At 59.8% G+C, this 25094-nt stretch carries 17 protein-coding genes; 2 read left to right on the top strand and 15 right to left on the bottom strand.

Features of this window, described 5'->3' with window-relative positions; all coding sequences use genetic code 11:
* Positions 1-90: 90 nt before the first annotated feature.
* Positions 91-1500 carry a GntR family transcriptional regulator MpaR gene (mapR, locus tag PMI18_RS13885; protein WP_007901314.1) on the top strand — a complete coding sequence of 470 codons (1410 nt, stop codon included), beginning with the start codon at positions 91-93 and terminating at the stop codon, positions 1498-1500.
* A 150-nt stretch (positions 1501-1650) separates the two neighbouring features.
* Here mapR and PMI18_RS13890 read toward each other — a convergent pair whose 3' ends face one another.
* The 11 genes from PMI18_RS13890 to PMI18_RS13940 all read right to left on the bottom strand — a co-directional run bounded on the left by PMI18_RS13890 (position 1651) and on the right by PMI18_RS13940 (position 19993).
* Complete coding sequence (locus PMI18_RS13890; protein WP_007901312.1) at positions 1651-2397, bottom strand: SDR family oxidoreductase; 747 nt, start codon at positions 2395-2397, stop codon at positions 1651-1653.
* Between the two features lie 267 nt (positions 2398-2664).
* The gene (locus PMI18_RS13895; RefSeq protein WP_007901309.1) at positions 2665-4746 is read right to left on the bottom strand and encodes a putative bifunctional diguanylate cyclase/phosphodiesterase; all 2082 of its coding nucleotides are present in this window, start codon (positions 4744-4746) and stop codon (positions 2665-2667) included.
* A gap of 258 nt (positions 4747-5004) precedes the next feature.
* Positions 5005-6486: an efflux transporter outer membrane subunit gene (locus PMI18_RS13900; protein WP_033036495.1), complete on the bottom strand. Its 1482-nt coding sequence runs from the start codon at positions 6484-6486 to the stop codon at positions 5005-5007.
* Positions 6483-9590 carry an efflux RND transporter permease subunit gene (locus tag PMI18_RS13905; protein ID WP_007901304.1) on the bottom strand — a complete coding sequence of 1036 codons (3108 nt, stop codon included), beginning with the start codon at positions 9588-9590 and terminating at the stop codon, positions 6483-6485. The genes PMI18_RS13900 and PMI18_RS13905 overlap by 4 nt, the downstream gene beginning before the upstream one ends.
* A 91-nt stretch (positions 9591-9681) precedes the next feature.
* Positions 9682-12777: an MdtB/MuxB family multidrug efflux RND transporter permease subunit gene (locus PMI18_RS13910; RefSeq protein WP_007901303.1), complete on the bottom strand. Its 3096-nt coding sequence runs from the start codon at positions 12775-12777 to the stop codon at positions 9682-9684.
* On the bottom strand, positions 12774-14090 hold the full coding sequence (locus PMI18_RS13915; RefSeq protein WP_007901302.1) for an MdtA/MuxA family multidrug efflux RND transporter periplasmic adaptor subunit: 1317 nt from the start codon (positions 14088-14090) through the stop codon (positions 12774-12776). Before PMI18_RS13915 ends, PMI18_RS13910 begins: the two co-directional genes overlap by 4 nt.
* A 177-nt stretch (positions 14091-14267) precedes the next feature.
* Entirely contained in the window at positions 14268-14768 is a 501-nt protein-coding gene (tpx, locus tag PMI18_RS13920) for a thiol peroxidase (RefSeq protein ID WP_007901300.1), read from the bottom strand.
* Positions 14769-14997: 229 nt separating this feature from the next.
* Positions 14998-15441 (bottom strand): SRPBCC family protein, encoded by a 444-nt coding sequence (locus PMI18_RS13925; RefSeq protein ID WP_007901294.1) that lies wholly within the window; start codon positions 15439-15441, stop codon positions 14998-15000.
* 47 nt (positions 15442-15488) lie between these two features.
* Positions 15489-17057, bottom strand: a complete 1569-nt coding sequence (locus PMI18_RS13930) for an S-type pyocin domain-containing protein (protein ID WP_007901292.1) — start codon at positions 17055-17057, stop codon at positions 15489-15491.
* 96 nt (positions 17058-17153) lie between these two features.
* Positions 17154-17429: a bacteriocin immunity protein gene (locus PMI18_RS13935; protein WP_033036493.1), complete on the bottom strand. Its 276-nt coding sequence runs from the start codon at positions 17427-17429 to the stop codon at positions 17154-17156.
* Between the two features lie 2 nt (positions 17430-17431).
* Positions 17432-19993 carry an S-type pyocin domain-containing protein gene (locus PMI18_RS13940; RefSeq protein ID WP_007901288.1) on the bottom strand — a complete coding sequence of 854 codons (2562 nt, stop codon included), beginning with the start codon at positions 19991-19993 and terminating at the stop codon, positions 17432-17434.
* A 227-nt stretch (positions 19994-20220) separates the two neighbouring features.
* Between PMI18_RS13940 and PMI18_RS13945 the strand changes: the two genes are divergently transcribed.
* On the top strand, positions 20221-20646 hold the full coding sequence (locus PMI18_RS13945; RefSeq protein WP_007901286.1) for a YciI family protein: 426 nt from the start codon (positions 20221-20223) through the stop codon (positions 20644-20646).
* Between the two features lie 151 nt (positions 20647-20797).
* On the opposite strand, the gene PMI18_RS13950 is transcribed toward PMI18_RS13945, so the two are convergent.
* From PMI18_RS13950 to PMI18_RS13965, 4 genes are all read right to left on the bottom strand, one after another.
* Positions 20798-21475, bottom strand: coding sequence for a DUF3313 domain-containing protein (locus PMI18_RS13950; RefSeq protein WP_007901285.1), 678 nt, complete (start codon positions 21473-21475; stop codon positions 20798-20800).
* Positions 21476-21738: 263 nt separating this feature from the next.
* Entirely contained in the window at positions 21739-22707 is a 969-nt protein-coding gene (locus PMI18_RS13955) for a hypothetical protein (protein WP_007901281.1), read from the bottom strand.
* 181 nt (positions 22708-22888) lie between these two features.
* The gene (locus tag PMI18_RS13960) at positions 22889-23398 is read right to left on the bottom strand and encodes a DUF934 domain-containing protein (protein WP_007901280.1); all 510 of its coding nucleotides are present in this window, start codon (positions 23396-23398) and stop codon (positions 22889-22891) included.
* Entirely contained in the window at positions 23395-25068 is a 1674-nt protein-coding gene (locus tag PMI18_RS13965; RefSeq protein ID WP_007901278.1) for a nitrite/sulfite reductase, read from the bottom strand. Before PMI18_RS13965 ends, PMI18_RS13960 begins: the two co-directional genes overlap by 4 nt.
* Positions 25069-25094 lie beyond the last annotated feature (26 nt).

The raw sequence follows: 25094 nt of genomic DNA, 5'->3' as shown, positions 1-25094 counted from the left end.
TCCTCTGTCAGATGCGATCCTCTGTGGCGAGGGAGCTTGCTCCCTCGCCACAACAGCGCACCAACTGAATAACCTCAAACCGGGTCTTTGATGAAACGCTACGAAAAATTCGCCGATGACATCGCTGAACTGATCCGCTCCGGCGTCCTCGGTCCCGGCCAGCGGGTGCCGTCGGTGCGCTACGCCAGCCAGACTTACGGGGTCAGCCCGTCCACGGTGTTCCAGGCCTATTACCTGCTTGAGCGCCGTGGTCTGATCCGCGCCCGGCCGCGTTCCGGTTACTTCGTCAATACCCATGCACCGAGCCCGTTTTCGGAGCCGGTGATCAGCAGCCAGGTCAACGAATCCACCGAAGTCGACGTCAGCGAACTGGTGTTCTCGGTGCTGGACTCGATCAAGGACCCGAACACCGTGCCCTTCGGCTCGGCCTTCCCCAGCCCCACACTGTTCCCGCTGCAACGCCTGTCTCGCTCGCTGGCCAGTGCCGCCCGGGAAATGGACCCGCGCATGGTGGTCACCGACATGTCGCCGGGTAACCCGCAACTGCGTCGACAAATCGCCCTGCGCTACATGGTCGGCGGGCTGATGCTGCCGATGGAAGAACTGTTGATCACCAACGGTGCGCTGGAAGCGTTGAACCTGTGCCTGCAAGCCGTGACCGAACCCGGCGACCTGGTGGCCATCGAAGCCCCGGCGTTCTACGCCAGCCTGCAAGTGCTGGAACGGCTGAAGCTCAAAGCGGTGGAAATTCCGGTCCACCCGCGCGACGGCATCGACCTCGGCGTACTCGCCCAAACCCTGGAACGGCATCCGATCAAAGCCTGTTGGTGCATGACCAGTTTCCAGAACCCCATGGGCGCGACCATGCCCGAGGCGAAAAAACAGGAACTGGTGGAGCTGTTGCGCCGCCATCAGGTGCCGCTGATCGAAGACGACGTCTACGCCGAGCTCTATTACGGCCAACAAGCGCCGAAACCGGCCAAGGCTTTCGACACCGAAGGGCTAGTGATGCATTGCGGTTCGTTCGCCAAGAGCCTGGCCCCCGGTTATCGCATCGGCTGGGTCGCCGCCGGGCGGTATGCACAGAAAATCGAACGCCTGAAACTGATGACCTCCCTCTGCGCCTCAATGCCCGCCCAGGCCGCCATCGCCGATTACCTGCAACACGGCGGCTACGACCGACACCTGCGCAAACTGCGTTACGCCCTGGAAGAGCAACAAAGCGCCATGCTCGCTGCCATCGCCCGCTACTTCCCGGCCCAGACGCGTGTCAGTCAGCCGGCGGGAGGGTACTTTTTGTGGCTGGAGCTGCCAGCGCAGATGGATTCGTTGAAGTTGTTCCAGATGGCATTGGCACAAGGGATCAGCATTGCGCCGGGGCCGATCTTTTCACCGACCCAGCGGTTCAGGAATTGTATTCGGTTGAATTACGGGAGCCCGTGGACTGAGGATTCGGAGAAGGCGATGGAGACGTTGGGGCGGATTGTGCGGTCGTTCTGAAAGTTCGATGTTGTCGGCACCGGCCTCATCGCGGGCAAGCCGCGCTCCCACAGGATCTGCGTCGTTCACAAGCTTTTTGACCAACACAGTTCATTGTGGGAGCGTGGCTTGCCCGCGATGAGGCCCGCCGGGACAACACAAATTCGGAAATTAACGCCCACCACCCAGATCGACGAAAGTCCCGGTCGCATAAGAAGCCTTATCCGACAACAACCACACAATCGCCTCAGCCACTTCATCCGGTCGCCCACCCCGGGCCATCGGGATCGCCGATTCCAGCTTGCTGACCCGATCCGGATCGCCGCTCAATGCATGGAAATCGGTGTAGATGTAACCCGGCCGCACGGCGTTGACGCGAATCCCCTCGCCCGCCACTTCCTTGGACAGACCGATGGTGAAGGTGTCCAGCGCGCCTTTGGACGCGGCGTAGTCGACATATTCGCTGGGGGCGCCCAAGCGGGCAGCGACCGACGACACGTTGACGATGCTGCCACCCTGCCCGCCGTGTTTGGGCGACATGCGCAGGATCGCGTGTTTGGCGCAGAGGATCGGCGCCAGGACGTTGGTTTTGAGGATTTTCAGAATACGGAATTCAGACATTTCGTCGATCCGCGACTTTTGCCCGACGGTGCCGGCGTTGTTCACCAGCGCCGTGACCCGACCGAGTTCGGTGTCTACGCGGTGGAACAGGCCGATCACTTCGTCTTCGATACTGACATCAGCGCGTACCGCAATGGCCTGGGCACCGAGTGCGCGGACTTGTTCCAGCACACTGTGCGCCGCCTGTTCGTCGGACTGATAGTTGATACAGATCCGATAGCCCTGTTCCGCGGCCAACAGGGCCGTGGCGGCACCAATTCCGCGGCTTGCGCCGGTGATGACGATGACTTTGTCCATGCTGGCATTTCCCCCGTTACAAGCGTAAGCAGTCGGGGCCAAGAATAACCGCCATCGGCGGGTTTTGCATGAACCTGCGTCAATGGCTGCACTGATGGCAATCTGAAGTGAAAATATCCCTTTGGCTGAAGATGCTTCTGTGGCGAGGGAGCTTGCTCCCGCTGGGGCGCGCAGCGGCCCCCTCATTTTTTCAGACCTACCAGGTCGACTGGTTTTGCGACTGCTTCGCAGCCGAGCGGGAGCAAGCTCCCTCGCCACAGGGGTCCATCAACCAGTAGCCAATTGCTCCCCACGGTGAATATCGGCCATGAAGCGATCGGCCGGCAGCGGGTGCCCCAGCAGGTAACCCTGCAACGAGTCGCATCCGAGTTGGGTCAGGAAGTCTTGCTGGACATCGGTTTCCACCCCTTCGGCCACGATCCGCAAGCCAAGCGCCTGGCCAAGGGCGACGATGGCCGAGACGATGGCCGCATCGTCGCTGTCGTGTTCCAGATCGCGGACGAATCCCCGGTCGATCTTCAGTTCATTGGCCGGCAAACGCTTGAGGTACATCAAGCTCGAATAGCCGGTGCCAAAGTCATCGATGGAGAGGTCGACGCCCATTTCCGAGAGTTCCTGCAGCACCGTCATGCTCGCATCGGCGTCGCTCATGGCGGTGGTTTCGGTGATTTCCAGGGTCAGGCTGTTGGCCGGCAAATGATGAGTGGCCAGGGCCTTGGCGACACTTTGCACCAATCCGGCGTGGCAGAACTGCAAGGCCGAGAGGTTCACCGCGATGCGCCAGTCGGTGTAACCGAGCACGTACCACTCGCGCATCTGACGGCAGGCTTCGTTGAGCACCCACTCGCCGATCGGAATGATCAGCCCGGTCTTCTCCGCAAGATCGATGAAGCTGTCCGGCTGCAGCATGCCCTGCGTCGGGTGCATCCAGCGCAACAACGCCTCGGCGCCCACCGCTCGGCCATTGCCGGCGTCGAACTTGGGTTGGTAATAGAGACTGAACTGCTGCTGATCGACGGCGTTGCGCAGGTCTTGCAGCAACTGAAGCTGTTTGCGCGCGTTGCTGTTCATCGAGGCATCGAAGAAACGATGACCATTTTTCCCGGCGCCCTTGGCGTGGTACATCGCGGCGTCAGCGTTCATCAACAATTCCTCGGCGGTCTGACCGTTACCAGGGTAGAGCGCGATGCCGACGCTGGCGGAGATCTGCAAGTCATGTTCCGCCACCCGGAACGAACGCCCGATCAGCCCGACCTGACGGGCCGCCAGACTCAGTACGTCGTTCGGCTCGGTCAGTTGCACCAGCAGCACAAACTCATCACCGCCGATCCGCGCCAGGGTGTCCTGGCTGCGCAAATCTTCACGCAGGCGCAGGCCGACCTCACGCAGCAGCTGGTCGCCCATGTGGTGTCCGAAGGCATCGTTGACCGGTTTGAAACCATCCAGATCAATGAACATCAACGCAAAACAGCCGCCCTGCTCCTGCACCCTCGACATCGCCTGATCGATACGGTCGGCCAGCAACACCCGGTTCGGCAGCCCGGTCAGGGTGTCGTGCAGCGCCAGCTGGGTGAGTTCGCGATTGGCCTCGGTCAGTGATTGAGCGAGCTCCGCGGTACGAGCCTCCAGCCGCGCATCGAGGATCGACGTCAGTAAGGCGATGCTCAACACCGCGAGGGTGGTGATCAGCACCAGGTTGTCCAGGCCCTTGCCGTTCAAGCCGTCGACCGCCGCACCACAGAAACTGCCGTCGGCAAAGCGTGCCGCGGCCATGCCGGTGTAGTGCATGCCAACGATGGCGATGCCCATGATAATCGCTGCACCGCCGCGGAACAGGCGAACATACGGCGTGTGCTGGCGCAGGCGGAAAGCGATCCACAATGCCGCGCCCGACGCGCCGACGGCGATCAGCAGCGAGGCGCTAAACAGTGCGGGGTCGTAATCGATGCCCGGCTGCATGCGCATGGCGGCCATGCCGGTGTAATGCATCGCACTGATGCCAGCGCCCATGACCAGCGCGCCGAACGCCAGTTGCCAGGCCGGCAATTGTGGCTGGCTGACCAGCCACAGGGCAAAGCCGCAAGACAGGACCGCGATCAATAGCGACAGCGACGTGAGGGTGATGTCGTAGCCCAGGTCGATCGGCAATGTGAATGCGAGCATGCCGATGAAATGCATCGACCACACGCCAACCCCCATCGCAAAAGCGCCGCCCGCCGTCCACAGATGCACCGCCCGCCCCTTGGCCGTGGCGATGCGACCGGTGAGGTCTAGCGCGGTATAAGAGGCAAGTATCGCTACACAGAGCGATATGAAAACCAGCGTAAAGGAATAACTACCGATGAGCATGGGACTTCTCGCGACCGCCCCCGCCGTGCCGCGTTCGTTCACAGGGAGCAAAGTCGGCGATTGTACTGATTCCGCGGACGAACGCACTCACAAAGTCATCAAAAGGCCATCAAGATGATAACGCCGGTAGCTCAAGGCACATGATCGTTCCTACGCTCTGCGTGGGAATGCAGCCAGGGACGCTCCGCGTCCCATGCAGAAGCGGACGCAGAGCGTCCGGTGAGGCATTCCCACGCAGAGCGTGGGAACGATCATGCGCTATTGCTTGTCGCTCACCTGAAGCTGCCCGTCCCACCCGCCGCCCAGTGCGGCGATCAACTGCACGCTGGCGATCAAGCGGCTCTGCAGCAAGCTCAGCACATTGCGCTCGTTGCTCAACGCCGTGGCTTGAACCACCACCACATCCAGATAAGCAATCAGCCCGGCCCGGTACTGATTCCGGGTCAAACGCAAGGATTCGCGCGCCGCCTCCAGGGCTTCCTGACGCACCTTGGCTTCGTCTTCCAGCACCTTGAGCTGCACCAGATAGTTTTCCACTTCACGGAAGCCGTCGAGCACGGTCTGGCGGTATTTAGCGACGGTTTCATCATAGGCCGCTTCGCTGCGATCGACTTCTGCCGAGCGCTGCCCGCCGTCGAACAGGGTCATGGCCAGTTGCGGGCCGACCGACCAGAAGCGGTTCGGCACGCTGATCCAGTTGTTAGAGGTGCTGCTGCTATAACCGCCGTTCAGGCTCAGGGTCAGGTCTGGGTAATAGGCGGCTTTGGCCACGCCGATATTGGCGTTGGCGGCCATCACCGAGCGCTCGGCGGAGGCGATGTCCGGGCGGCGTTCCAGCAACTGCGAAGGCAGGCTCAGCGGCACCTGCGGCAATGCCGGGATGTCTTTGGTTTCCGCCAGGCTGAACTCGGCTGGCGGCAGACCAATCAGTACAGCGATGGCGTTCTCGAACTGCGCGCGCTGCCAGATCAGGTCGACCATTTCCGCCTGGGTGCTTTTGAGCTGAGTGGTGGCCTGGGCCACTGCGTCCTTGCCGGAGACACCCGCGCGGTACTGGTTTTCGGTCATGGTCAGCGAACGCTGATAGGCCTCGACCGTCGCTTCCAGCAGGCGTTTCTGTTCGTCGATCACCCGCAATTGCAGATAGTTCTGCACCAGCTCCGATTGCTGGCTCAGGCGCATCGCCGCCAGGTCGGCAAAACTCGCCTCGGCGTTGGCCGTGTCGGCTTCCAGGCCTCGGCGCAATTTGCCCCAGACGTCCGCTTCCCAACTGACCCCGGCCTGCGCGGTGTAGGTGTCGCGAATACCGCTGGAGGAACTGCTCAGGCTTGAGCTGCTGCTACCGGTGCCTTGGCTGGAACGGGTTTTCCCGACCGTCAGGTCCACCGTCGGGAAAAACGCCCCCCGGGCACTGCGCACCAAGGCCTGGGCCTGGCGGTACTGGGCTTCGGACTGAGCGACAGTCTGGTTGGCGCTGTTGAGTTTTTCGATCAGGCCGTTGAGCTGCTGATCGCCATACAGCTCCCACCAGGCACCACGGGCCAGAGAATCGCTGGGATTGGCCTGACGCCAGCCAGCCGCTTCCTTGTACTGTGCCGGCGCGGCGGCTTGCGGACGCTGGTAATCCGGGCCGATGGCGCAGGCACTGAGCATCGCCACGCACAGCGACAGGCTCAGCAAACGCGAGCCTCGGGCTGTAATCAGCGGTGCAGCAAGGTTGATAAGCGAACGGTCAGTCATAGCGGAGTTTCCAGAGCAGCATCGGTACGCACTCCACGCCAGCGGTTGAACCGATGGCGCAGATTGTCGAGATAGAGGTAAACCACCGGGGTGGTGTAAAGCGTCAGCACCTGGCTGAAGACCAGCCCGCCGATGATGGTCAGGCCCAGCGGCTGACGCATTTCAGCCCCTTCGGCACGACTCAGCAGCAACGGCAAGGCGCCGAGGATTGCCGCCAGGGTGGTCATCAGAATCGGTCGCAGCCGTTGCAGACAAGCGCTGCGGATCGACTCCAGCGGCTCCATGCCTTGATGCCGTTCCAGTTGCAGCGCCAGATCGATCATCAGAATCGCGTTCTTCTTCACCACGCCAATCAGCAAGAACAACCCGAGCAAGGAGATCAGGCTGAACTCGCCGCCCAGCACATAGATCGACAGCAACGCCCCGACCCCGGCCGACGGCAAGGTCGAGAGAATGGTCAGCGGGTGAATGTAGCTTTCATACAGCACGCCAAGCACCAGATACACCGCCACCAGCGCGCCGAGAATCATCCACGGCTGGCTCTTCTGGGTAGCGGCAAATGCATCGGCGGTACCGGCCATTTTCGCGATGACGTCTTCCGGCAAACCGACCTTGGCAATCGCCCGCTCGATGGCCGCCGAGCCCTGCGCCACCGTCACGCCTTCGGCCATGTCGAACGCGATGCTTTCCGAAGCGAACTGGCCTTCGTGGCTGACCCGGTCGTCTTCCAGGCTGTTTTCGTAGTGAGCGATGGTCGACAGTGGAATCCGCGCACCGTCGGCAGTGATCACTTTCACCTGATTCAGGGTGATCGGGTCTTGCGCGTATTTCGGGTTGACCTCCATCACCACCTGATATTGGTTGAGGCTGTCGTAGATCGTCGAAATCTGCCGCTGGCTGTAGGCGTTGTTCAGCACCGCGGTGACCATGTCCATGTCCACGCCCAGACGCTTGGCCTGATCGCGATCGACAATCAGGGTCACTTGCTGGGCGCCACGGCCTTCGCGTGCGTCGATCGCCGTCAGTTCCGGCAGCGCCTTGAGGGCGGCGACGACTTTCGGATACCACTCACGCAACGCGCCGAGATCGCCGCTTTGCAGGATGTAGGAATATTGCGAGGAGGTCTGCTCGCGGCCGCCACCGAATTGCAGGTCCTGATCTGCCATCAGCATCAATTGCGCACCCGGCACCTTGGGCATTTCCTTGCGCAGGCGTTCGATGACTTTCTGCGCGGACAGGTTACGTTCCTTGATCGGTTTGAGCCGCACCAGCATGAAAGCGTTGTTGGTGCCGTTGTTGCCACCGATGAACCCGGCAACGCTTTGCACCGCCTCGTCCTTAAGCACGGCGCGGCGGAAGATTTCCATTTTCGGCTGCATCACGCTGAACGATAGCCCGTCATCGCCGCGCACGAAACCGATCAACTGGCCGGTGTCTTGCTGAGGTAAAAATGTTTTAGGAACAACGACATACAGCGCGATATTCACGCCAATCGTCACGAGCAGGCTGAGCAGGGTCAGTCGACGGTGGCGCAACACCCAATCGAGGCTGGTGGCATATTTGCCGACCATCCACTCGTTGGTCCGCTGGCTCCAGCGCTGCAGGCGGTTTTCCTGCCCCGGCGTATGCGGCTTGAGCCAGCGGGCACAGAGCATCGGCGTCAGCGTCAGCGACACCAGCAACGACACCACAATGGCCGCCGCCAGGGTGATGGAAAACTCGCGGAACAGGCTTTCGATGATCCCGCCCATGAACAGGATCGACAGGAACACCGCCACCAGCGAGACGTTCATCGACAGCAGCGTGAAGCCGACTTCCTGGGCCCCCAGGTACGCGGCCTTCATCGGTGGCACGCCCTTGTCGATGTGCCGGGAAATGTTCTCCAGCACCACAATGGCGTCGTCCACCACCAGCCCGGTGGCCAGGATCAACGCCATCAGCGACAGGTTGTTCAGGGAGAACCCGTAGAGGTACATCACCGCAAACGTGCCCACCAGCGATACCGGTACCGCCAGGGTCGGAATCAGCGAGGCACGGAAGTTACCGAGGAACAGGAACACCACCAGAATCACCAGCGCCACGGCAATCAGCAAAGTCATTTCCGCTTCATGCAGGGTGGCCTTGATCACCGGCGAACGGTCCATCGCCAGGTTCAGTTTGACGCTGGCCGGCAGCACGGCCTGCAACGCCGGCAATTGCGCCTTGATCTCGTTGACCGTCTCGATGATGTTGGCGCCGGCCTGGCGGTTGATCACCAGCAATACCGCCGCGTCGTCATTGAAGAAGCCGCTGTTGTAGCGGTCCTCGACGCCGTCGCTGACCTTGGCCACATCCTTCAGGCGCAGGGCGGCGCCGTCCGCGTAGTGAATGATCAGCGACTCGTAGTCCTTGGCCTTTTCCAGTTGATCGTTGGCCTGCACCTGCCACAGCCGCTGGCCATCTTCGACCGAGCCCTTGGGCCGGCGCACGTTGGCGTTGGCGATGGTGGTGCGCACATCGTCCAGGGCCACGCCGTACTGGTTGAGCGCCTGGGGCTCGAGTTCAATGCGCACCGCCGGCAACGAGCTGCCACCGATCTGCACTTCACCCACCCCCTGCACCTGGGACAGGCTCTGCGACAGAATGGTCGAGGCCAAATCGTAGAGCTGGCCTTTTTCCAGCACATCCGAGGTCAACGACAGCACCATGATCGGCGCCTGGGACGGGTTGACCTTCTTGTAGGTCGGCATGCTGCGCATCCCGCTCGGTAGCAAATTGCGCGAGGCATTGATCGCCGCCTGCACTTCCCGCGCCGCGCCGTTGATGTCGCGGTCCAGGTCGAATTGCAGAATCACCCGCGTCGAACCCTGGCTGGAACGACTGCTCATGGTGTTGACCCCGGCAATAGCGCCGAAGGAACGCTCAAGCGGCGTGGCCACGGTCGAGGCCATGACCTCCGGGCTCGCACCGGGCAGGCTCGCCTGGACCACGATCACCGGGAAGTCCATCTGCGGCAGCGGCGACACCGGCAACAGGCCGAAGCTCACACCGCCCAGCAGCATGATCGCCAGGCTTAACAACATCGTTGCGACCGGGCGCTTGATGAAAGGTCCGGACAGGTTCATCGACGCCAACTCCCGACATCCACCCCTCGCCACAGTTCGCTCCCACAGGGTGTGAGGGCCAATGCACCTGTGAGCTTGCCGCCCGACGCCGTCATAGCGCCACCTCTTGGGCGTCGGACTTGCCGAAACGGCGTCCCAACCGATCGAAGTACAAGTAGATGACAGGGGTGGTAAACAGCGTCAGCACCTGACTCACCAGCAAGCCACCGACCATCACCAGACCCAAAGGCTGGCGCAGTTCCGCGCCGGAACCGGTGGCCAGCATCAATGGCACGGCACCGAACAACGCCGCCAGGGTGGTCATCAGAATCGGCCGAAAGCGCAGTAGCGCCGCCTGATAGATCGCCGTTTCCGGGTCCATGCCCTGATTACGTTCCGCCTCGAGCGCGAAGTCGATCATCATGATCGCGTTCTTTTTCACGATGCCGATCAGCAAGATGATGCCGATGATCGCGATCATCCCCAGGTCATTGCCGCTCAACAGCAGCGCCAGCAAGGCGCCGACCGCCGCCGAGGGCAAGGTCGAGAGAATGGTGATCGGGTGAATGTAACTCTCGTAGAGCACGCCGAGCACGATGTACATGGTCACCACCGCCGCCAGAATCAGCAGCAAGGTGCTCGACAGCGACGCCTGGAACGCTTCGGCCGCGCCCTGGAACTGGGTCTGCACGCCAATCGGCATGCCGATGTCTTTCTGCACCTGATCGATGATCTCCACCGCATGCCCCAGTGCCACGCCGGGAGCCAGGTTGAAGGACATCATCACCGCCGGGAACTGGCCGATGTGAGTGATCGCCAGTTGCGCCTGACGCTCCTCGACATGCGCCAGGCTGGACAGGCGCACCTGACCGCCATCGGTGGTCTTGACGTGAATCTGGTTCAGCGCATCCGGGCCGATCTTCTCGCCGGACTGCGATTGCAGCACCACGCGATATTGGCTGGCCTGGGTGTAAATGGTCGAAATCTGCCGCTGACCGAAGGCGTCGTATAGCGCGTCGGTGATGTTCGACACCGATACGCCGACCCGCGATGCCGCATCACGGTCGATCACCAGATACACCTGCAAGCCCTTGTCCTGCAAATCGCTGGCGACGTCGGTCAGCTCCGGCCGTTGCGCCAGCGCTTCCACCAGACGCCCACTCCACAGGCTGAGCAACTCGGAATCCGGCGACGACATGCTGAACTGGTACTGCGTGCGGCTGACCCGGTCTTCGATGGTCAGGTCCTGCACCGGCTGCATGAACAGGCGAATGCCGATCAGCTTGTCCAGTTCCGGTTGCAGACGCGCAATCACTTCGGTGGCACTCAGGTCGCGATTGCTGTGGGATTTGAGGTTGATCAGCAGCCGGCCACTGTTCAACGTCGAGTTGTCGCCATCGACCCCGATGTAGGACGACAGGCTCTCGACCGCCGGATCGGCCAGGATCACCTTGGCCAGTTCCTGCTGCCGTTCGCTCATCGCCGCAAAGGAAATCGACTGCGGCGCCTCGGAAATACCCTGGATCACCCCGGTGTCCTGCACCGGAAAGAAGCCCTTGGGCACCACCATGTACAGGAACACGGTCAACGCCAGTGTGCCGATGGCCACCATCAGTGTCAGCGGTTGGTGCTTGAGAACCCACTTTAACTTGCGCCCGTAAGCCGCGATCATCCAATCAATTGCGGCGCCACTGGAGCGGTAAAACCGGCCCTGTTCTGCTTCCTTGGGTTCACGTTTGAGCAGCCGCGCGCACATCATTGGCGTCAGGGTCAGGGACACCACGAGTGAAATCAGGATCGCCACCGCCAGGGTGATCGCAAACTCGCGGAACAAGCGCCCCACTACGTCGGCCATGAACAGCAGCGGAATCAACACCGCGATCAGCGACAGCGTCAGGGAAATCAGGGTGAAGCCAATCTGCTTGGCGCCCTTGAGTGCCGCTTGCAGCGGGCTGTCGCCCTCCTCGATATATCGGGAAATGTTCTCCAGCATGACGATCGCATCGTCCACCACGAAACCGGTGGCGATGGTCAGCGCCATCAGGGTCAGGTTATTGACCGAAAAGCCTGCGAGGTACATCACGCCGAAGGTGCCGATCAATGACAGTGGCACAGCCACCGACGGAATGATCGTGGCGCTGGCTCGCCGCAGGAACAGGAACGTGACCATCACCACCAGTGCGATGGCGATCAGCAATTCGTGTTGCACGTCGGTGACCGAGGCGCGAATGGTCTGGGTACGGTCGGTCAACACGGTGACTTCGAGACCGGCCGGCAGGTTGTCGGTGATGCTCGGCAGCAAGGCCTTGATCCGGTCGACCACTTCGATGACGTTGGCGCCGGGCTGACGCTGGATGTTCAGCAGCACGGCCTGGTTTTCATTGGCCCACGCCGCCAGACGTTCGTTCTCGGCGCCGTCGACGATCTGCGCCACATCCTTGAGCCGCAACGGCGCGCCATTGCTGTAGGCGAGGATCAGGTTGGCGTAGTCCTTGGGTGATGTCAGTTGGTCGTTGGCGTCGAGCATCGACACCCGGGTCGGGCCATCGAAGTTGCCCTTGGGCTGATTGACGTTGGAGGCACCGATCAGGGTGCGCACGTCCGACAGGTTCAGGCCATTGGCCGCCAAGGCCTCGGGATTGACCTTGATGCGCACGGCCTGACGCTGGCCACCGGCAATGCTGACCATGCCGACGCCGCTGATCTGGGCAATTTTTTGCGCCATGCGGGTGTCGACCAGATCATTGAGTTTGGGCAACAGCATGGTTTTTGAGGTGATGGCGAGGGTCAGCACCGGGGTGTCCGCCGGGTTGACCTTGTTGTACACCGGCGGTGCCGGCAAATCCTTGGGCAGCAAATTGGTCGCGGCGTTGATTGCGGCCTGCACCTGCTGTTCGGCAACGTCCATGTTGATGTCGAGGCTGAAACGCAGGGTCAGCACCGAGGCGCCGCCAGAACTGGTGGACGCCATCTGGGTCAGGCCAGGCATCTGCCCGAACTGACGTTCCAGCGGCGCGGTCACGGCGCTGGTCATGACATCCGGGCTGGCGCCGGGATAGAGCGTCATGACGCGAATGGTCGGGTAATCCACCTGGGGCAATGCCGACACTGGCAGCAGCCGATAGGCGATCACACCGGCCAGAATAATCGCCAGCATGCTCAGGGTCGTGGCGACCGGGCGAAGGATGAACAGCCGCGAGATGTTCATGCGCCGCCCTTTTTCACCTTGTCGGTGGCCGTCGCGTCAGGCGCAGTGGCGGCCGACTTGCCTTGCAGGTGTTCGGTCGGAGTGGTCGGCACATCCTTGCTGTCGTTGACGACCTCCACTTCGCTGCCTTCCTTCAGGCGGTCGGTGCCTTCCAGTACCACCCGATCGCCAGCGGCCAGGCCTTCAGTGATCACCGTGTTGTCACCGTCACTGGCGCCGACTTTCAATTGACGGATGGCGACCTTCTTGTCTCCGTCCATGGCATAGACGAACGTGCCGTTGGTGCCGAACTGGATCGCCGCCGAAGGCGCAAGCACCACGCCTTTGAGGGTGTCGGCCAGCAAGTGGACGTTGACGAACTGGTTGGGGAACAGTGCCTGATCGCGGTTCTCGTAGCGGGCCTTGAATTTCAGGGTGCCGGTGGTGACGTCGATCTGGTTGTCCAGGCTCTGCAGCACGCCAGTGGCCTGCAATTTGGTATCGCCACGGTCCCAGGCTTCGGCGGGCAGTTTGGCACCGGTGCGATAGCGGGCCAGCACGACGTCGAGGCTGTTTTCCGGCAAGGTGAATGCGACGCTGATCGGTTGAGTCTGGGTGATGATCACCAGCGCCGTGGTGTCATTGGCCGCGACGAGGTTGCCGACGTCCAGCTGACGCAAGCCCACGCGCCCGGCGATCGGCGCACGGATTTTGGTGAATTCAAGATTGAGCTTGGCGTCGTTGACTGCCGCCTGATTGGTCTTGACCGTGCCCTGGTACTGGGCGACCAGTGCTTCGGCGGTGTCCAGGGTTTGCTTGGCGATGCTGTCTTCGCGGTACAGGCCGCGATAGCGCTCGACATCGACCTGAGCGTTCTTCAACTGCGCCTGATTCTGCAGCAAGGTGCCTTCGGCCTGGAGCAAGGCGTTCTGGTAAGGACGCGGATCGATCTCGGCCAGCAGGTCGCCCGCCTTGACCATCTGCCCTTCTTCGAACGAAATCTTGATCAGTTCGCCGCCAACGCGGCTGCGCACATTGATGGTGTTCAGCGCGGTCACGGTGCCCAGCGCCTTGTAATACAGCGGGAAATCGCCCTTGACCGCCGGCGCCACGCGCACCGGGACCGGCCCGGTCGCCCCGCCGAACCCCGGACGCATCCCCCCTGACCTGCCGGTGTGTCCGGCCACGGCTTTTTGCCCTGCCCCTTCTTTCGGCGCAGCGCCACCGGGCCAGAATTTCCAGCACACAGCGGCGATGACCAACAGGACAAGCAGGCCAAACAGCCAGCGACGGGGATTACGGGAAGCGGAGGATTGCATTGAGTGATCAACCATTGGGCGCGTGGGCTTTTTTACATGAGGCTGAACGATAAGCACTGGCGGGTCTGAAGCAAAGCGCCTTTACCGGCAATTTACCTTCGGCTTACGTAACAGGAAGTTTGGTTAAGACACTGAAGCACAAATGAAAACGGCCTGGACAGGGCCAGGCCGTTAACAATTGTAAAGGTTTGCTTATTTCAGAGCTGCGAGAGCCGCTTCGTAGTTCGGTTCTTCAGCGATTTCCTTGACCAGTTCGCTGTGCAGGACTTTGTCGTTTTCGTCCAGAACCACAACGGCACGGGCGGTCAGGCCTTTGAGTGGGCCATCGGCAATGGCAACGCCGTAGTTCTCGATGAACTCGGCACCGCGCAGGGTCGACAGGTTCTGGACGTTTTCCAGGCCTTCGGCGCCGCAGAAACGAGCCTGGGCGAACGGCAGGTCAGCGGAGATGCACAGCACGACGGTGTTGGCGACGTCATTGGCCTGGGCATTGAACTTGCGAACCGAAGTGGCGCAGGTCGGGGTGTCGATGCTTGGGAAGATGTTCAGCACTTTGCGCTTGCCGGCGAAGCTCGCCAGGGTCACGTCCGACAGATTGCCGGCAACCAGGGAAAAGGCTGGCGCCTGGGAACCGGCTTGTGGCAGTTGGCCGTTGACTTGAACCGGGTTGCCTTTAAGAGTGACTTGAGCCATGAACGGAGTCCTTCTGAACGTTGATGTAGATAATTTTGACGAGGCCGAAGTTAACCACGAAATCGCCTGACGACCTATGCCCAAATACAAAGCAAATTGTGTTGCCGAACCTCACAAACAACATAACCCCTGTAGGAGCGAGGCTTGCCCGCGAAGAGGGACTGTCAGTTGCATCAATGTTGCCTGACACACCGCCTTCGCGGGCAAGCCTCGCTCCTACAGATGAATTTCAGCCCAGCAATCTAAGCATATTGCGATGCCGCGCTTGGAAAATCCGCCGCATGTAGGCATTGACCAGCAACCAATCCAACGGTGCGCCGCCAATCGCCGCATAGGTCACACGGTCGGTGTACAGCGTACCGCCCTTGCCCGCCGCCACCCGATGTTCATGACGAAAGGCACGCAACGGCCCCTTGAGCATTTCATCGACGAAATGCGTGTCACCGACCTCGCGGATCACCACCGTCCAGTTCGACGGGATCACGTTGAACATCCAGTGACGGAAACAGAACTGGCGACCGGCTTCGACGCGCAGGTTACTCAAATCAATGTCGCTCAACAGCGTGACTCGCTCTGGAAATATCTTCGGGAAGTTGATGCCTTCCAGGCAGAAATCGAGGACTTGCTCGGGGGTACGATTGGGGACCAGGGTGGTAAGTTCCAGTACAGGCATAGACCGTAACATTCCTTTATTTGGCGGGGTGGCTGAAAGCGACAGTGCTAGGACTTTGCTTGAGCAACGGTCATTTCGGGATATTCGTTCCGATCTCTGAACATGATGTAAAGCGGGTCCAGGCCAGATTCCGGCGGGAACACCACAACATAGTCATCGAAACGAATCGCAGCCATGTCGTTAAACGACTCCAGCAAGGGCACAGGTGAAGACCGGAGGAATCCCAGCCGATACTCGGGGGCCGGCGCCAGGGTCGATGTGGCTTCAAGGGATGCTGGCGCGCTCCAGCTCACGATCATCGGGGCCGGTCCGTCAGCGGTGAAGCAGTAAGTCTTCATCTGCGCATCCCAGACAGCAGCTCGCACCCTCACTCTGGAGGACACTACATTGCCATTAGTCGGCGTAATGGCGACCTGTAGCAACGTGTTTATTTCTCTCAGGCCTCGGGACATCGTCCCTGGTGGAACGGCGTACGTGCCGCTGCTCATCCTGAACGGAAGATCGACTTCGGCACCCGTCGCGGCCAAGTGTTGCCAAGACTGGCCCTCGATCGGCAGCAGCTCGAGCAGTGGAACGCTGAGCCCATACCTTTCCACTTCGGCCCGGCTGGAGAATTCGAATTGCAACACGGCCGCGTATTGACCTTGATGGTCCTGGGTTCCCGAGGTGATCTGCCAGGTAAACTCCGCCACCGCCGAGCGTATGGCTTTTTGCAGTGCTACCCGATGGGTCTCCAAGGGTTGCGAAAGGCCGCCATCGAGGAAAATACCCGGTCGCGCATTGGCAAAGGCATGTGGCGCAAAAAGCAACTCGCCCGCCTGGGTCGGCCCTGCTCCCTGCTGATAACGCTGATCAACGAGTTGTGTTTGCGCAACCGCCAGCAGCGCTTCGGCATCCACTTGAAAACGATGGAGACGTTGATTGATTTCATTCAACTTCGCCAGATAACGGTCGTGAGTGGCATTGATCTGCTGGACGATTCTTTGCCACTGCGCGAGTTCGGACCGGGCGTAGGATAGCTCGCGCCGGGCGCTGTCTCTTTTGAACCCGATGCTCATTTTCCAGAATTCGTATCGGCGGGCTGCCACGCGCGTTTCAAATTCAGAAGTTTCCAGAGCACGGATGTCCGCCTCGCGCCCACGGATGTCCACCTGGGCGTTCTGTCGCTGACGCAAGTGTTTGATCTGTTGCTCGAATACACTGAGTGCCGCTTCTGCCACCCGTTCTGAGTCCGCCAGATCTACAGCGACTTTCTGTACGTCAGCCAGGTTCCAGGCGATACGTTGCTGTGTCATCTGCGCCGGGGTCAACGGTGCACCCGGTCTTGCAGCAACCGGACGAGGAACAGGAACGCCCTCCCCTTTTAATGCGGCACGCCCCTGTTTGTGGTGCCAGTCTTTGACGTAGTACACGACCGAGTCCGATGAATAAGTGCTCGTATCGTCCTCTGGCGGATAAAACAGCAGGTCGGCCCCTTTGGGATCACCGACGATGCGGTCGAAATGATTGATCAGTCGGTCGTGATCCTGTTTCGGCAGATCGACGGCCCAGATTCTGTTCACCAAGGCCTGGAATTCCGATTCGGTGTAATCCTTGAGTGTTGTTTTAAGTTCCATCTTTGTTGCTTCCTTGTTTCGGGCATACAACGGCTGCCAGATAACAGCATCTGCTCATGTGTGATGAGCAGATGCCTTTGAATTGAATGCGTGCAGTTACTCTGGCTTGAAGCCGGGTTTGTTATTGAGTGCGCGCCATTCTTTAATGACCCTCAGCACGTCTTCCGGGGTACTTTCACACCCTTTCTTTGGCTGAAAAATCACACCAGATCGATCTGGATGTTCAGTCACCTCCTCGAAGTGCAATACACCCTTGACTATGAAGTCATCAAATGCATCAGCGGACAAATCATCTCTCTCTTCATAAAGCCCGCGCAGAAATTCTAAAAATTCAGTCTCGGTGTAGTCTTCAAACTTCTCTTTAAAAACCATCATCAATTTCCTTTTCCATGAAAATCAATATGCCGTTTAGGCGTCATCACCACCAAATTATCCATATCGTAAACAGCCCCTCCTTGTGCAACTTCTACAAGATGATGAATTTCGAATTTAATTCGACCTCCATTTCTATCTTCTGGTAACGGGAAAGGAGCCTTACCCATTTTCATCAAGTGCAAATCGATAGGCGTAAATTGAGCCCTCAGTTCCACATCCGCCGCAACAGCCCTCCAAAACGCCCGCCTGAATCCATGGAAATTACGAAACTCCATCGACCGCAACTTATCCGCAATCTGCTCGGGAATCGGCGCCCCCTCCGCTCGTGCCGCATCCCCCAGCCATATTCCTGAAACCGACTGTCCAACCCCCATCGCCACACCCGGATCGTCACGCCGATCCAGAAACAGGACATCCGGCGAAGGCAACTCCATATCCGCCGGATACCCAGGAATACTGGCACCGATCTGCCCTTCGTCAACAGCCGGAAACGTCTCGTTTTGCGGTAGGACCGGGATGAGCGGTGTGCCGGGATAAACCGCTGGAATCGACGGTGTAGCCGGTGAGGTTGTAGGACCGAGGTGTTCGATACCCGGCGGCACCAGGGGTGTCCAGGTTCCGACGCCGACCGGACGAATCGGCCAGGGCAAGACCGCAGGAGTGATCCCCAGCCGTCCCTGGATGCTTTGCGGCGTGGTGATGCTGATTTTGTCGAGGTTGAAAGGATTGGCGCCGAACTCCGCCCGCTCCTGATAACGCAGTTCGAACTCGCGTCGCTCACCGACCCAGGTACTTTTCGGCGCGTACGGCGCGAAGCCTTGTTCGATGCGCTTTTTGTTCACCTCATCGAACTGAGCGATGAGCGCCGGATGCTCGCCGAGCGTTCGCCATAGCGCTTCGTCGAAGGCGGCAAGCGAATTGAATTCACGACCACGAAACTGGTCGCCTATCTGCACGGGAATGGCAGCACCTTGTGCCTGGCTCGCGGTTTTCCACCAGTCATTCGCCGCCGGTTTACCGACCCCTGTGACGACGCCCGAGCCTATCGGCGGCAAATTGAAGGTGAAGTAAATCGGCGGCTGATCAGGCACACACACAATGCAATCGCTGATACGCAGATCGACACCCGTCCCAATGGCCTCGACCTGGGGTGTCAACACGCTCAGCCCGGGCTGACTGGCAGTGGCAACCTGAGTGGTGTCCGGGGCGAATTGCAGGTGCCTGGCTGGCGATCCGGGAATCTCGGCGCTATAGAGGCCGGTCAGCGGGTCAGGCACCGCATTGATGACCGGCACATCAGCACCAATGGCATCGCCCGTAGCGACAGCGATAATCGCGGTGCCTTCCGGCACGGTTTCAGGTTTGAGTCGGTATGCGACCTCCGCTGAACCGCCCGCATCGGCGATCGATTGCAACGCTTGGCGGTCAGTAAGGCCCAGCGCTTGCGCCGGCACCCCGACAGCCTGAAACAAACGCCGACGTTGCTCAGCGCTCAACTCACCATCACCAAGGGCTGGCGAATACACCATCGCGGTGACGAACACCGGTCCCGTTTTTGCGGCAATCCGCCCGAAATCGATGAGGGTATTGACGGCAGACTGGATAGCCATTTCAAGCACTGCAGCGCCTTGCTGCGCAACGAATATGCCATCGCGCGTCAAAGCCATCCCACCAGCGGTCAGCGAAGACAGCGGGACTGTCAGCGTGTTGGCCTGCCTGACCCGCTCAACCCGTGCATCTTCATCAGCCTGCTGCTTGAAGCGAACTCGAGCTTCACGCTGCTTGGCGTACTGGCGTTGGGCCTCCCAGACCGCTTCTCTTTCGCGCCAGACAATCGTCTGCTCGGCATGACGTCTGGCCAGCGCGCTGGATTTGTCTGTGAGTGCGCTTATCTGTGTGGATAGCAGTCGAGCTTCGTGGGCCGCGTTGTAGGCGTTTTCCCAGATCTGGTGGCCGTCGTTGAGTGCCTGGCCGAACTGCCCCAGTCGCGTCAGGTAATCGTTCGAAGTGCGGATGAATGGATCATGACCATCAAATGAACGGGCGACTGCGCTCCTGGCATTAAGCTCGGTGGTTTTGCGGGCGATGAGCCCATCGATTTCGTTTTTTTCTTTGGTGATCAGGTAAAGCTGCCAGCGTTCGGTCGAATCGCTGTTGGGCGGCCGTCGTGCAGCCGAGATTTCTTGTTCAAGAGATGGCGCGAGTTGCCCGGCCCTGTCGGCAAAACGACGGTCCACCTCACCCCTGATAGCGTCATGACGCTGCGCCAGCCCCGCCAGAAACTGGTGAAGAGCCCGAGCTTGCGCTGCGGCTGCCTGTGCTTGAGCCGCCTCGGTTTGCGCTTTGGCCTCGGCCTGCGCGCGCTCTTTTTCCTTCTTCTGACGATCAGCTTCTATGGCCCGCCTGCGGGCCTTTTGCCTTTTCTTGCTGGTTTTACCGAATCCGCCTGAAACCCCTCCGCCGCCATCAAAACCGCCGCCAGAGCCACCACTCGAAGCGGGTGGTCCCGACCTGATGACAACACTTCCTGACGTTCCATCGTAATGTGTTTGTTGTGCCATACAGTCACTCCTTGTCTGTAGGGCACAGCATGTCGATGGAGCCGCAGTCGGGTGCGGTACATAGTTATCGGTGGGGATTTAAATCAAGGTGCTATTTAAGGGAATGGGGGCACTTACACAGGTAACAAATCTGCCCCTTTTGCGGTCTTTTTTAGAGGTAGTGTCGATTCAGGCGACTGCCATTCGACCAAGAAGTGAGTCACTCAAATCCAGCGGAGACCAAAACCATGCGATTCATGATCATTGTGAAAGCCAGCCCGGATTCCGAGGCCGGTGTGATGCCCAGCGAAGAACTGATGACCGCGATGGGCAATTTCAACGAGGAACTGGCCAAGGCCGGCATCCTCATCGATTGCGACGGCCTGCAGCCCAGCAGCAAAGGCGCCCGCGTGCGCTTCTCGGGTGACCAGCGCACGGTGATCGACGGCCCGTTCGCCGCAACCAAGGAGCTGATCGCCGGCTATTGGCTGTGGCAGGTGAAATCGAAAGAGGAAGCGATCGAGTGGGTCAAGCGCTGCCCCAACCCCATGCCGGGTACAGAGGCCGAGATCGAGATTCGTCAGGTGTACGAGGCGGAAGACTTCGGGGCCGAGTTCACACCGCAATTGCGCGAGCAGGAAGAACGAGTGCGTGAGCAGGCGAAGAAGAACTGAAGCTCACCTGATACACCTGATACACCGTAGGAGCTGCCGAAGCCTGCGATCTTTTGATTTTTCTTTTTTGAAGTTGCCGAAGAGCAAGATCAAAAGATCGCAGCCTTCGGCAGCTCCTACGCGGGGTATCGGGATTGTCAGCCCCGCCGCATTATTTGGACGTGGACTTGAGCTTCAGATACGACTGATGCATATCCGACGCCCAGCCATCGATCACGTTTTTCACGTCACCGGCCTTCATCACCTGATCTGAGTTTTCCAGCGGTTTGCCAATGCCCTTGCGCACTACTTGGGCCACGACTTTGTTGTTGCCACCATCGAGAAACACCGCTTCGGTGGCCAGATTGGTTTCCTGGTCGCGAATGCCGCTGGCTGTACTGACTGCCGCCGCTACCAGGGCGATCGGGATCACTTCATAAGGCTGGAGGCTTTCGGTCTTGCTGGTAACAGAGGTGATCGCCGCACGCACCACCATCACGCCAGGGCCGGGACCACTGGCCAGTGGCAGGGATCTGCCTATTTCGCGTTTAAGCGCCTGATCGTAGTAACTGGTGATGCCGTTCAGTGTGGTCTGAGGGATTTTCGCCGTCGGTTGCGGTTTGGGATAGAGCTGAGTCGGTTCGATGTAGACACTGGTGAATTTGTTGATATCGAGCTTGGGGTCCATCCAGCGCATTACCACTGCGCCCGATGGCGACTTGGCTTCTTTGAGCTGACTGTAGTTCTTGAGAAAACCGGAATACTGGTCCGGCTCGACGACTTTGCTCGAGCAACCCACCACCCCGATCGAGGCGATGCACAGTGTGCTCATCAGTAACGCAAGCTTCATGCTGTAACTCCTGTCAGAAAGCCGGGCAACAATATTGAATACGGGAATTACAGGTATAGCCAATGCCCGGCACTTTGTTATCAAAAAGCACAATATTCATCTATTGCTGGGTGATCGCGGCAATGTTCAAAGGCCTCTTCGCGGGCAAGCCTCGCTCCTACAAGTCCGGGTTGCATGAACCAAAACCCTTGTAGGAGCGAGGCTTGCCCGCGAAGACATCAGCTCAAGCAACACAAAACTTCATCTGAAAAAAACCTGGTCAATCACCACGAAGATCCGCTTTTCGCCGCCAATTCCCGCCGACTATTGGCGCGCATCGCCTTGATCAGCGACACCGTGCCCACCAGGATAATCACCGCGGCGAACAGGAAGTCGATGCTGTACAGCTGGAAGTCGTTCAACGGCCCCACCAGAAACACCCGGATCGCACCAATACTCACCAGCGTCGCGAGAAAATCGATGCCCGGCTCATCGCGATAAAACACGTGCAGCAGCGGCAGGCACATCACCAGCAGCAACAGCAGCACAATCACCTTGAACGAGCCCTTGCGCTCGACGCTGAACGCGCACTCGTTGGCGCCGTAGGGCTTGTAGTCTTCCTCGCGAATCAACGAGTTTTTCTCGTTGATGTATTCCACGCGGTTGTACTTCTGGATCGGCGTGAAGGTGTTCGACATCTCCATGCTGGTGGTGACGTTCTTGAAGCGCAGGTCTATGCGCTCGTTGCCCTTGAGGTAATACAGCACCGGTTTGTAGCCGTAGCGATAGGTGTCGAACGGAAAGTCCGTCGACCGCCCCTGGACCCCGATAGGTCTGGACTCAAGTTCCGCATAGGCACTTTTGTTGGTCGAAGACAGGTTGCGGCTCAGGGGTTTGATCTTGACCTGATCCATGAGAATCGGCGCAATGCCGTAGGACCACTGCATGGGCTCCATGCGCAGCCGCAGTTCATTACGGCCAAGGTCGTAGCGATCAAAGGTTCGCTCGGAGACGACCACCGCACCCGAGAGCATGAACTCGCCGTGAACGTTGTTGGTGATGTACAGCGACAGTCGGTCCTTATCCGAGCCGGTGGCATCGCTGGCCGGCGGCGTGCCGCACCAGGCGTAGCTGCTGAATGTCTCCCCGAGCTGGCCGTTACGGTTCTCTTTGAACACATAAAAGTAACTGCCCCACAGGGCTGCCATCAGCAGCAACGCTATCAGCCCTAAAATCTTCTTGCCCGCGCTCAAACCAGACTCCTTTCTTTGCTGACTCCTTATGAGGCGCGGACTGTACCAAAATGCCATCATTGGCCCAAGCAAAAATACCCAGACAAGAGAGATCCCTGTAGGAGCGAGGCTTGCCCGCGAAGAACGATGACGCGTAATACCTGAAAAACCGCGGTGCATTCTTCGCGGGCAAGCCTCGCTCCTACGGGTTCGGTAGGCCGCGCCGCCGGAACAACGGCCGCGGTTCGATCACCGAGCGCCCGTACAACACGCTCATCCCTGCCAATCCCTTAAGCGCATCTTCGGCGGATTTGTCTTCGCGCACGGCAAAGCTGTCGAAACCGCATTGACGCATGTGGCTGAGTTGATCGCGCAGTACATCACCAATCGCGCGCAATTCGCCTTGCCAACCGAAACGCGTGCGCAACAGATAGGCCTGACTGTAGGCGCGTCCGTCGCGAAAACTCGGAAAGTCCAGGGCAATCAGCGGCAGGTCGGGAAACCACGGGGTCAGATTTGTCACTTCGTCGTTGGGCCCCAGCCAGACGCCTTCGAGCGCAGTTGTGGTGTCGGCATTAAGTGCCAGCCACTGGGGTAACGGCAGTATCAGCGGTCCGGCCGGTAACTCACCCGTTGTTTCACGGATCAACTGCCACGGGTCGTCGCGTACCCACTCGGCGCCGCCCTCTTGCAAACGCAGCAGATTGTTCATGCCGACACCTCCAGCATTTTCGGGTACACCCGCTCCTTGAACGGCTCCAGACCAATGCGCGCCAAGGTATCGACGAACAGTTCCTCGCTCTCGCGGTAGCGGACAAATGTAGCGATGATTCGCTCGATCACCGCGGGCACTTCGACGGCGCTGAAGGACGGGCCGATGACTTTGCCCAACGCGCTGCTCTTGCCCTGGGCGCCGCCAAGGGTGATCTGGTACCACTCGCTGCCGTTCTTATCGACGCCAAGAATGCCGATGTTGCCGATGTGGTGGTGGCCGCAGGCGTTCATGCAACCGGAGATATTCAGACTGATGTCGCCCAGGTCATGCAGGTAATCCAGGTCCTCGAATCGCGCCTGAATCGCTTGTGCGACGGGGATGGATTTGGCGTTGGCCAACGCGCAAAAGTCGCCGCCAGGACAAGCAATAATGTCGGTCAGCAAGCCGATGTTGGCGCATCCCAGGCCTTGTTCGCAGGCCAGGTACCACAGTGGGTAGAGGTCGGCCTTGGGCACGTCCGGCAGGACGATGTTCTGTTCATGGGCGATGCGGATTTCGCCGAAACCAAACCGCTCGGACCACTGGGCCACTGCCTCCATCTGCTCGGCCGTGACATCCCCCGGCGGCGCGGCGATGCCCGGTTTAGTCGACAGCACCACGCTGGCGTAACCCGGCACCTTGTGCGGCTGAACGTTGCGCGTCACCCAACGGGCGAATGCCGGGTTCTCGGCCAGACGCGTGCCGAAATCCAGGTCGGTGCCGGCCAGTGAACGGTAATCGGGGGGCACAAAGGCACTGGCGACACGCTCGTACTCGACATCGGTCAACTGTGCCGGACCGTCCTTGAGGTGCTGCCATTCCTCCTCCACTTCCTTGGCGAACGCTTCGATACCCAGCGCCTTGACCAGAATCTTGATCCGCGCCTTGTACTTGTTATCGCGCCGCCCGTGGCGGTTATAGACCCGCAGCACCGCCTCGACATAGGACAGCAGGTGCTGCCACGGCAAGCCTTCGCGAATCTGCAAACCGAGGATCGGCGTGCGCCCCAAGCCGCCACCCACGATCACCCGCAACAGCATTTGCCCGCTGTCATCGCGGTAAAGATAGAGGCCGATGTCATGCATCATGATCGCCGCGCGGTCCTGCCTGGCCGAGCAGATGGCGATCTTGAACTTGCGCGGCAGGAACAGGAATTCCGGGTTGATGGTCGACCATTGCCGCAGGATTTCTGCCAGCGGGCGCGGGTCCATCAACTCGTCCGCCGCGACGCCGGCGAAGGCTTCGGTGGTGATGTTGCGCACGCAGTTGCCGGAAGTCTGGATCGCGTGCATTTCGACTTGGGCCAGACGTTCGAGAATGTCCGGCACCTGGGCCAGTTCGATCCAGTTGAACTGCATGTTCTGCCGGGTGGTGAAGTGGCCGTAGCCACGATCGTAGTCCCGCGCAATGCTCGCCAGAATGCGCATTTGCTTGGCGCTCAGGGTGCCGTAAGGAATTGCCACGCGCAGCATGTAGGCATGCTTTTGCATGTACAGGCCGTTCTGCAGGCGCAGGGGCAGGAACTCTTCTTCGCTCAACTCCCCGGCCATGAAACGTTCGACCTGATCGCGAAACTGCGCAACACGCTCGAACACCAGGGCCCGGTCATAGTCATCGTATTGATACATGTGGCTGCCACCTCATCAGGAATTTT

It is taken from the genome of Pseudomonas sp. GM102 (assembly GCF_000282555.1).
Taxonomy (GTDB): domain Bacteria; phylum Pseudomonadota; class Gammaproteobacteria; order Pseudomonadales; family Pseudomonadaceae; genus Aquipseudomonas.
This window is presented reverse-complemented; position numbering and strand designations above follow the sequence as displayed.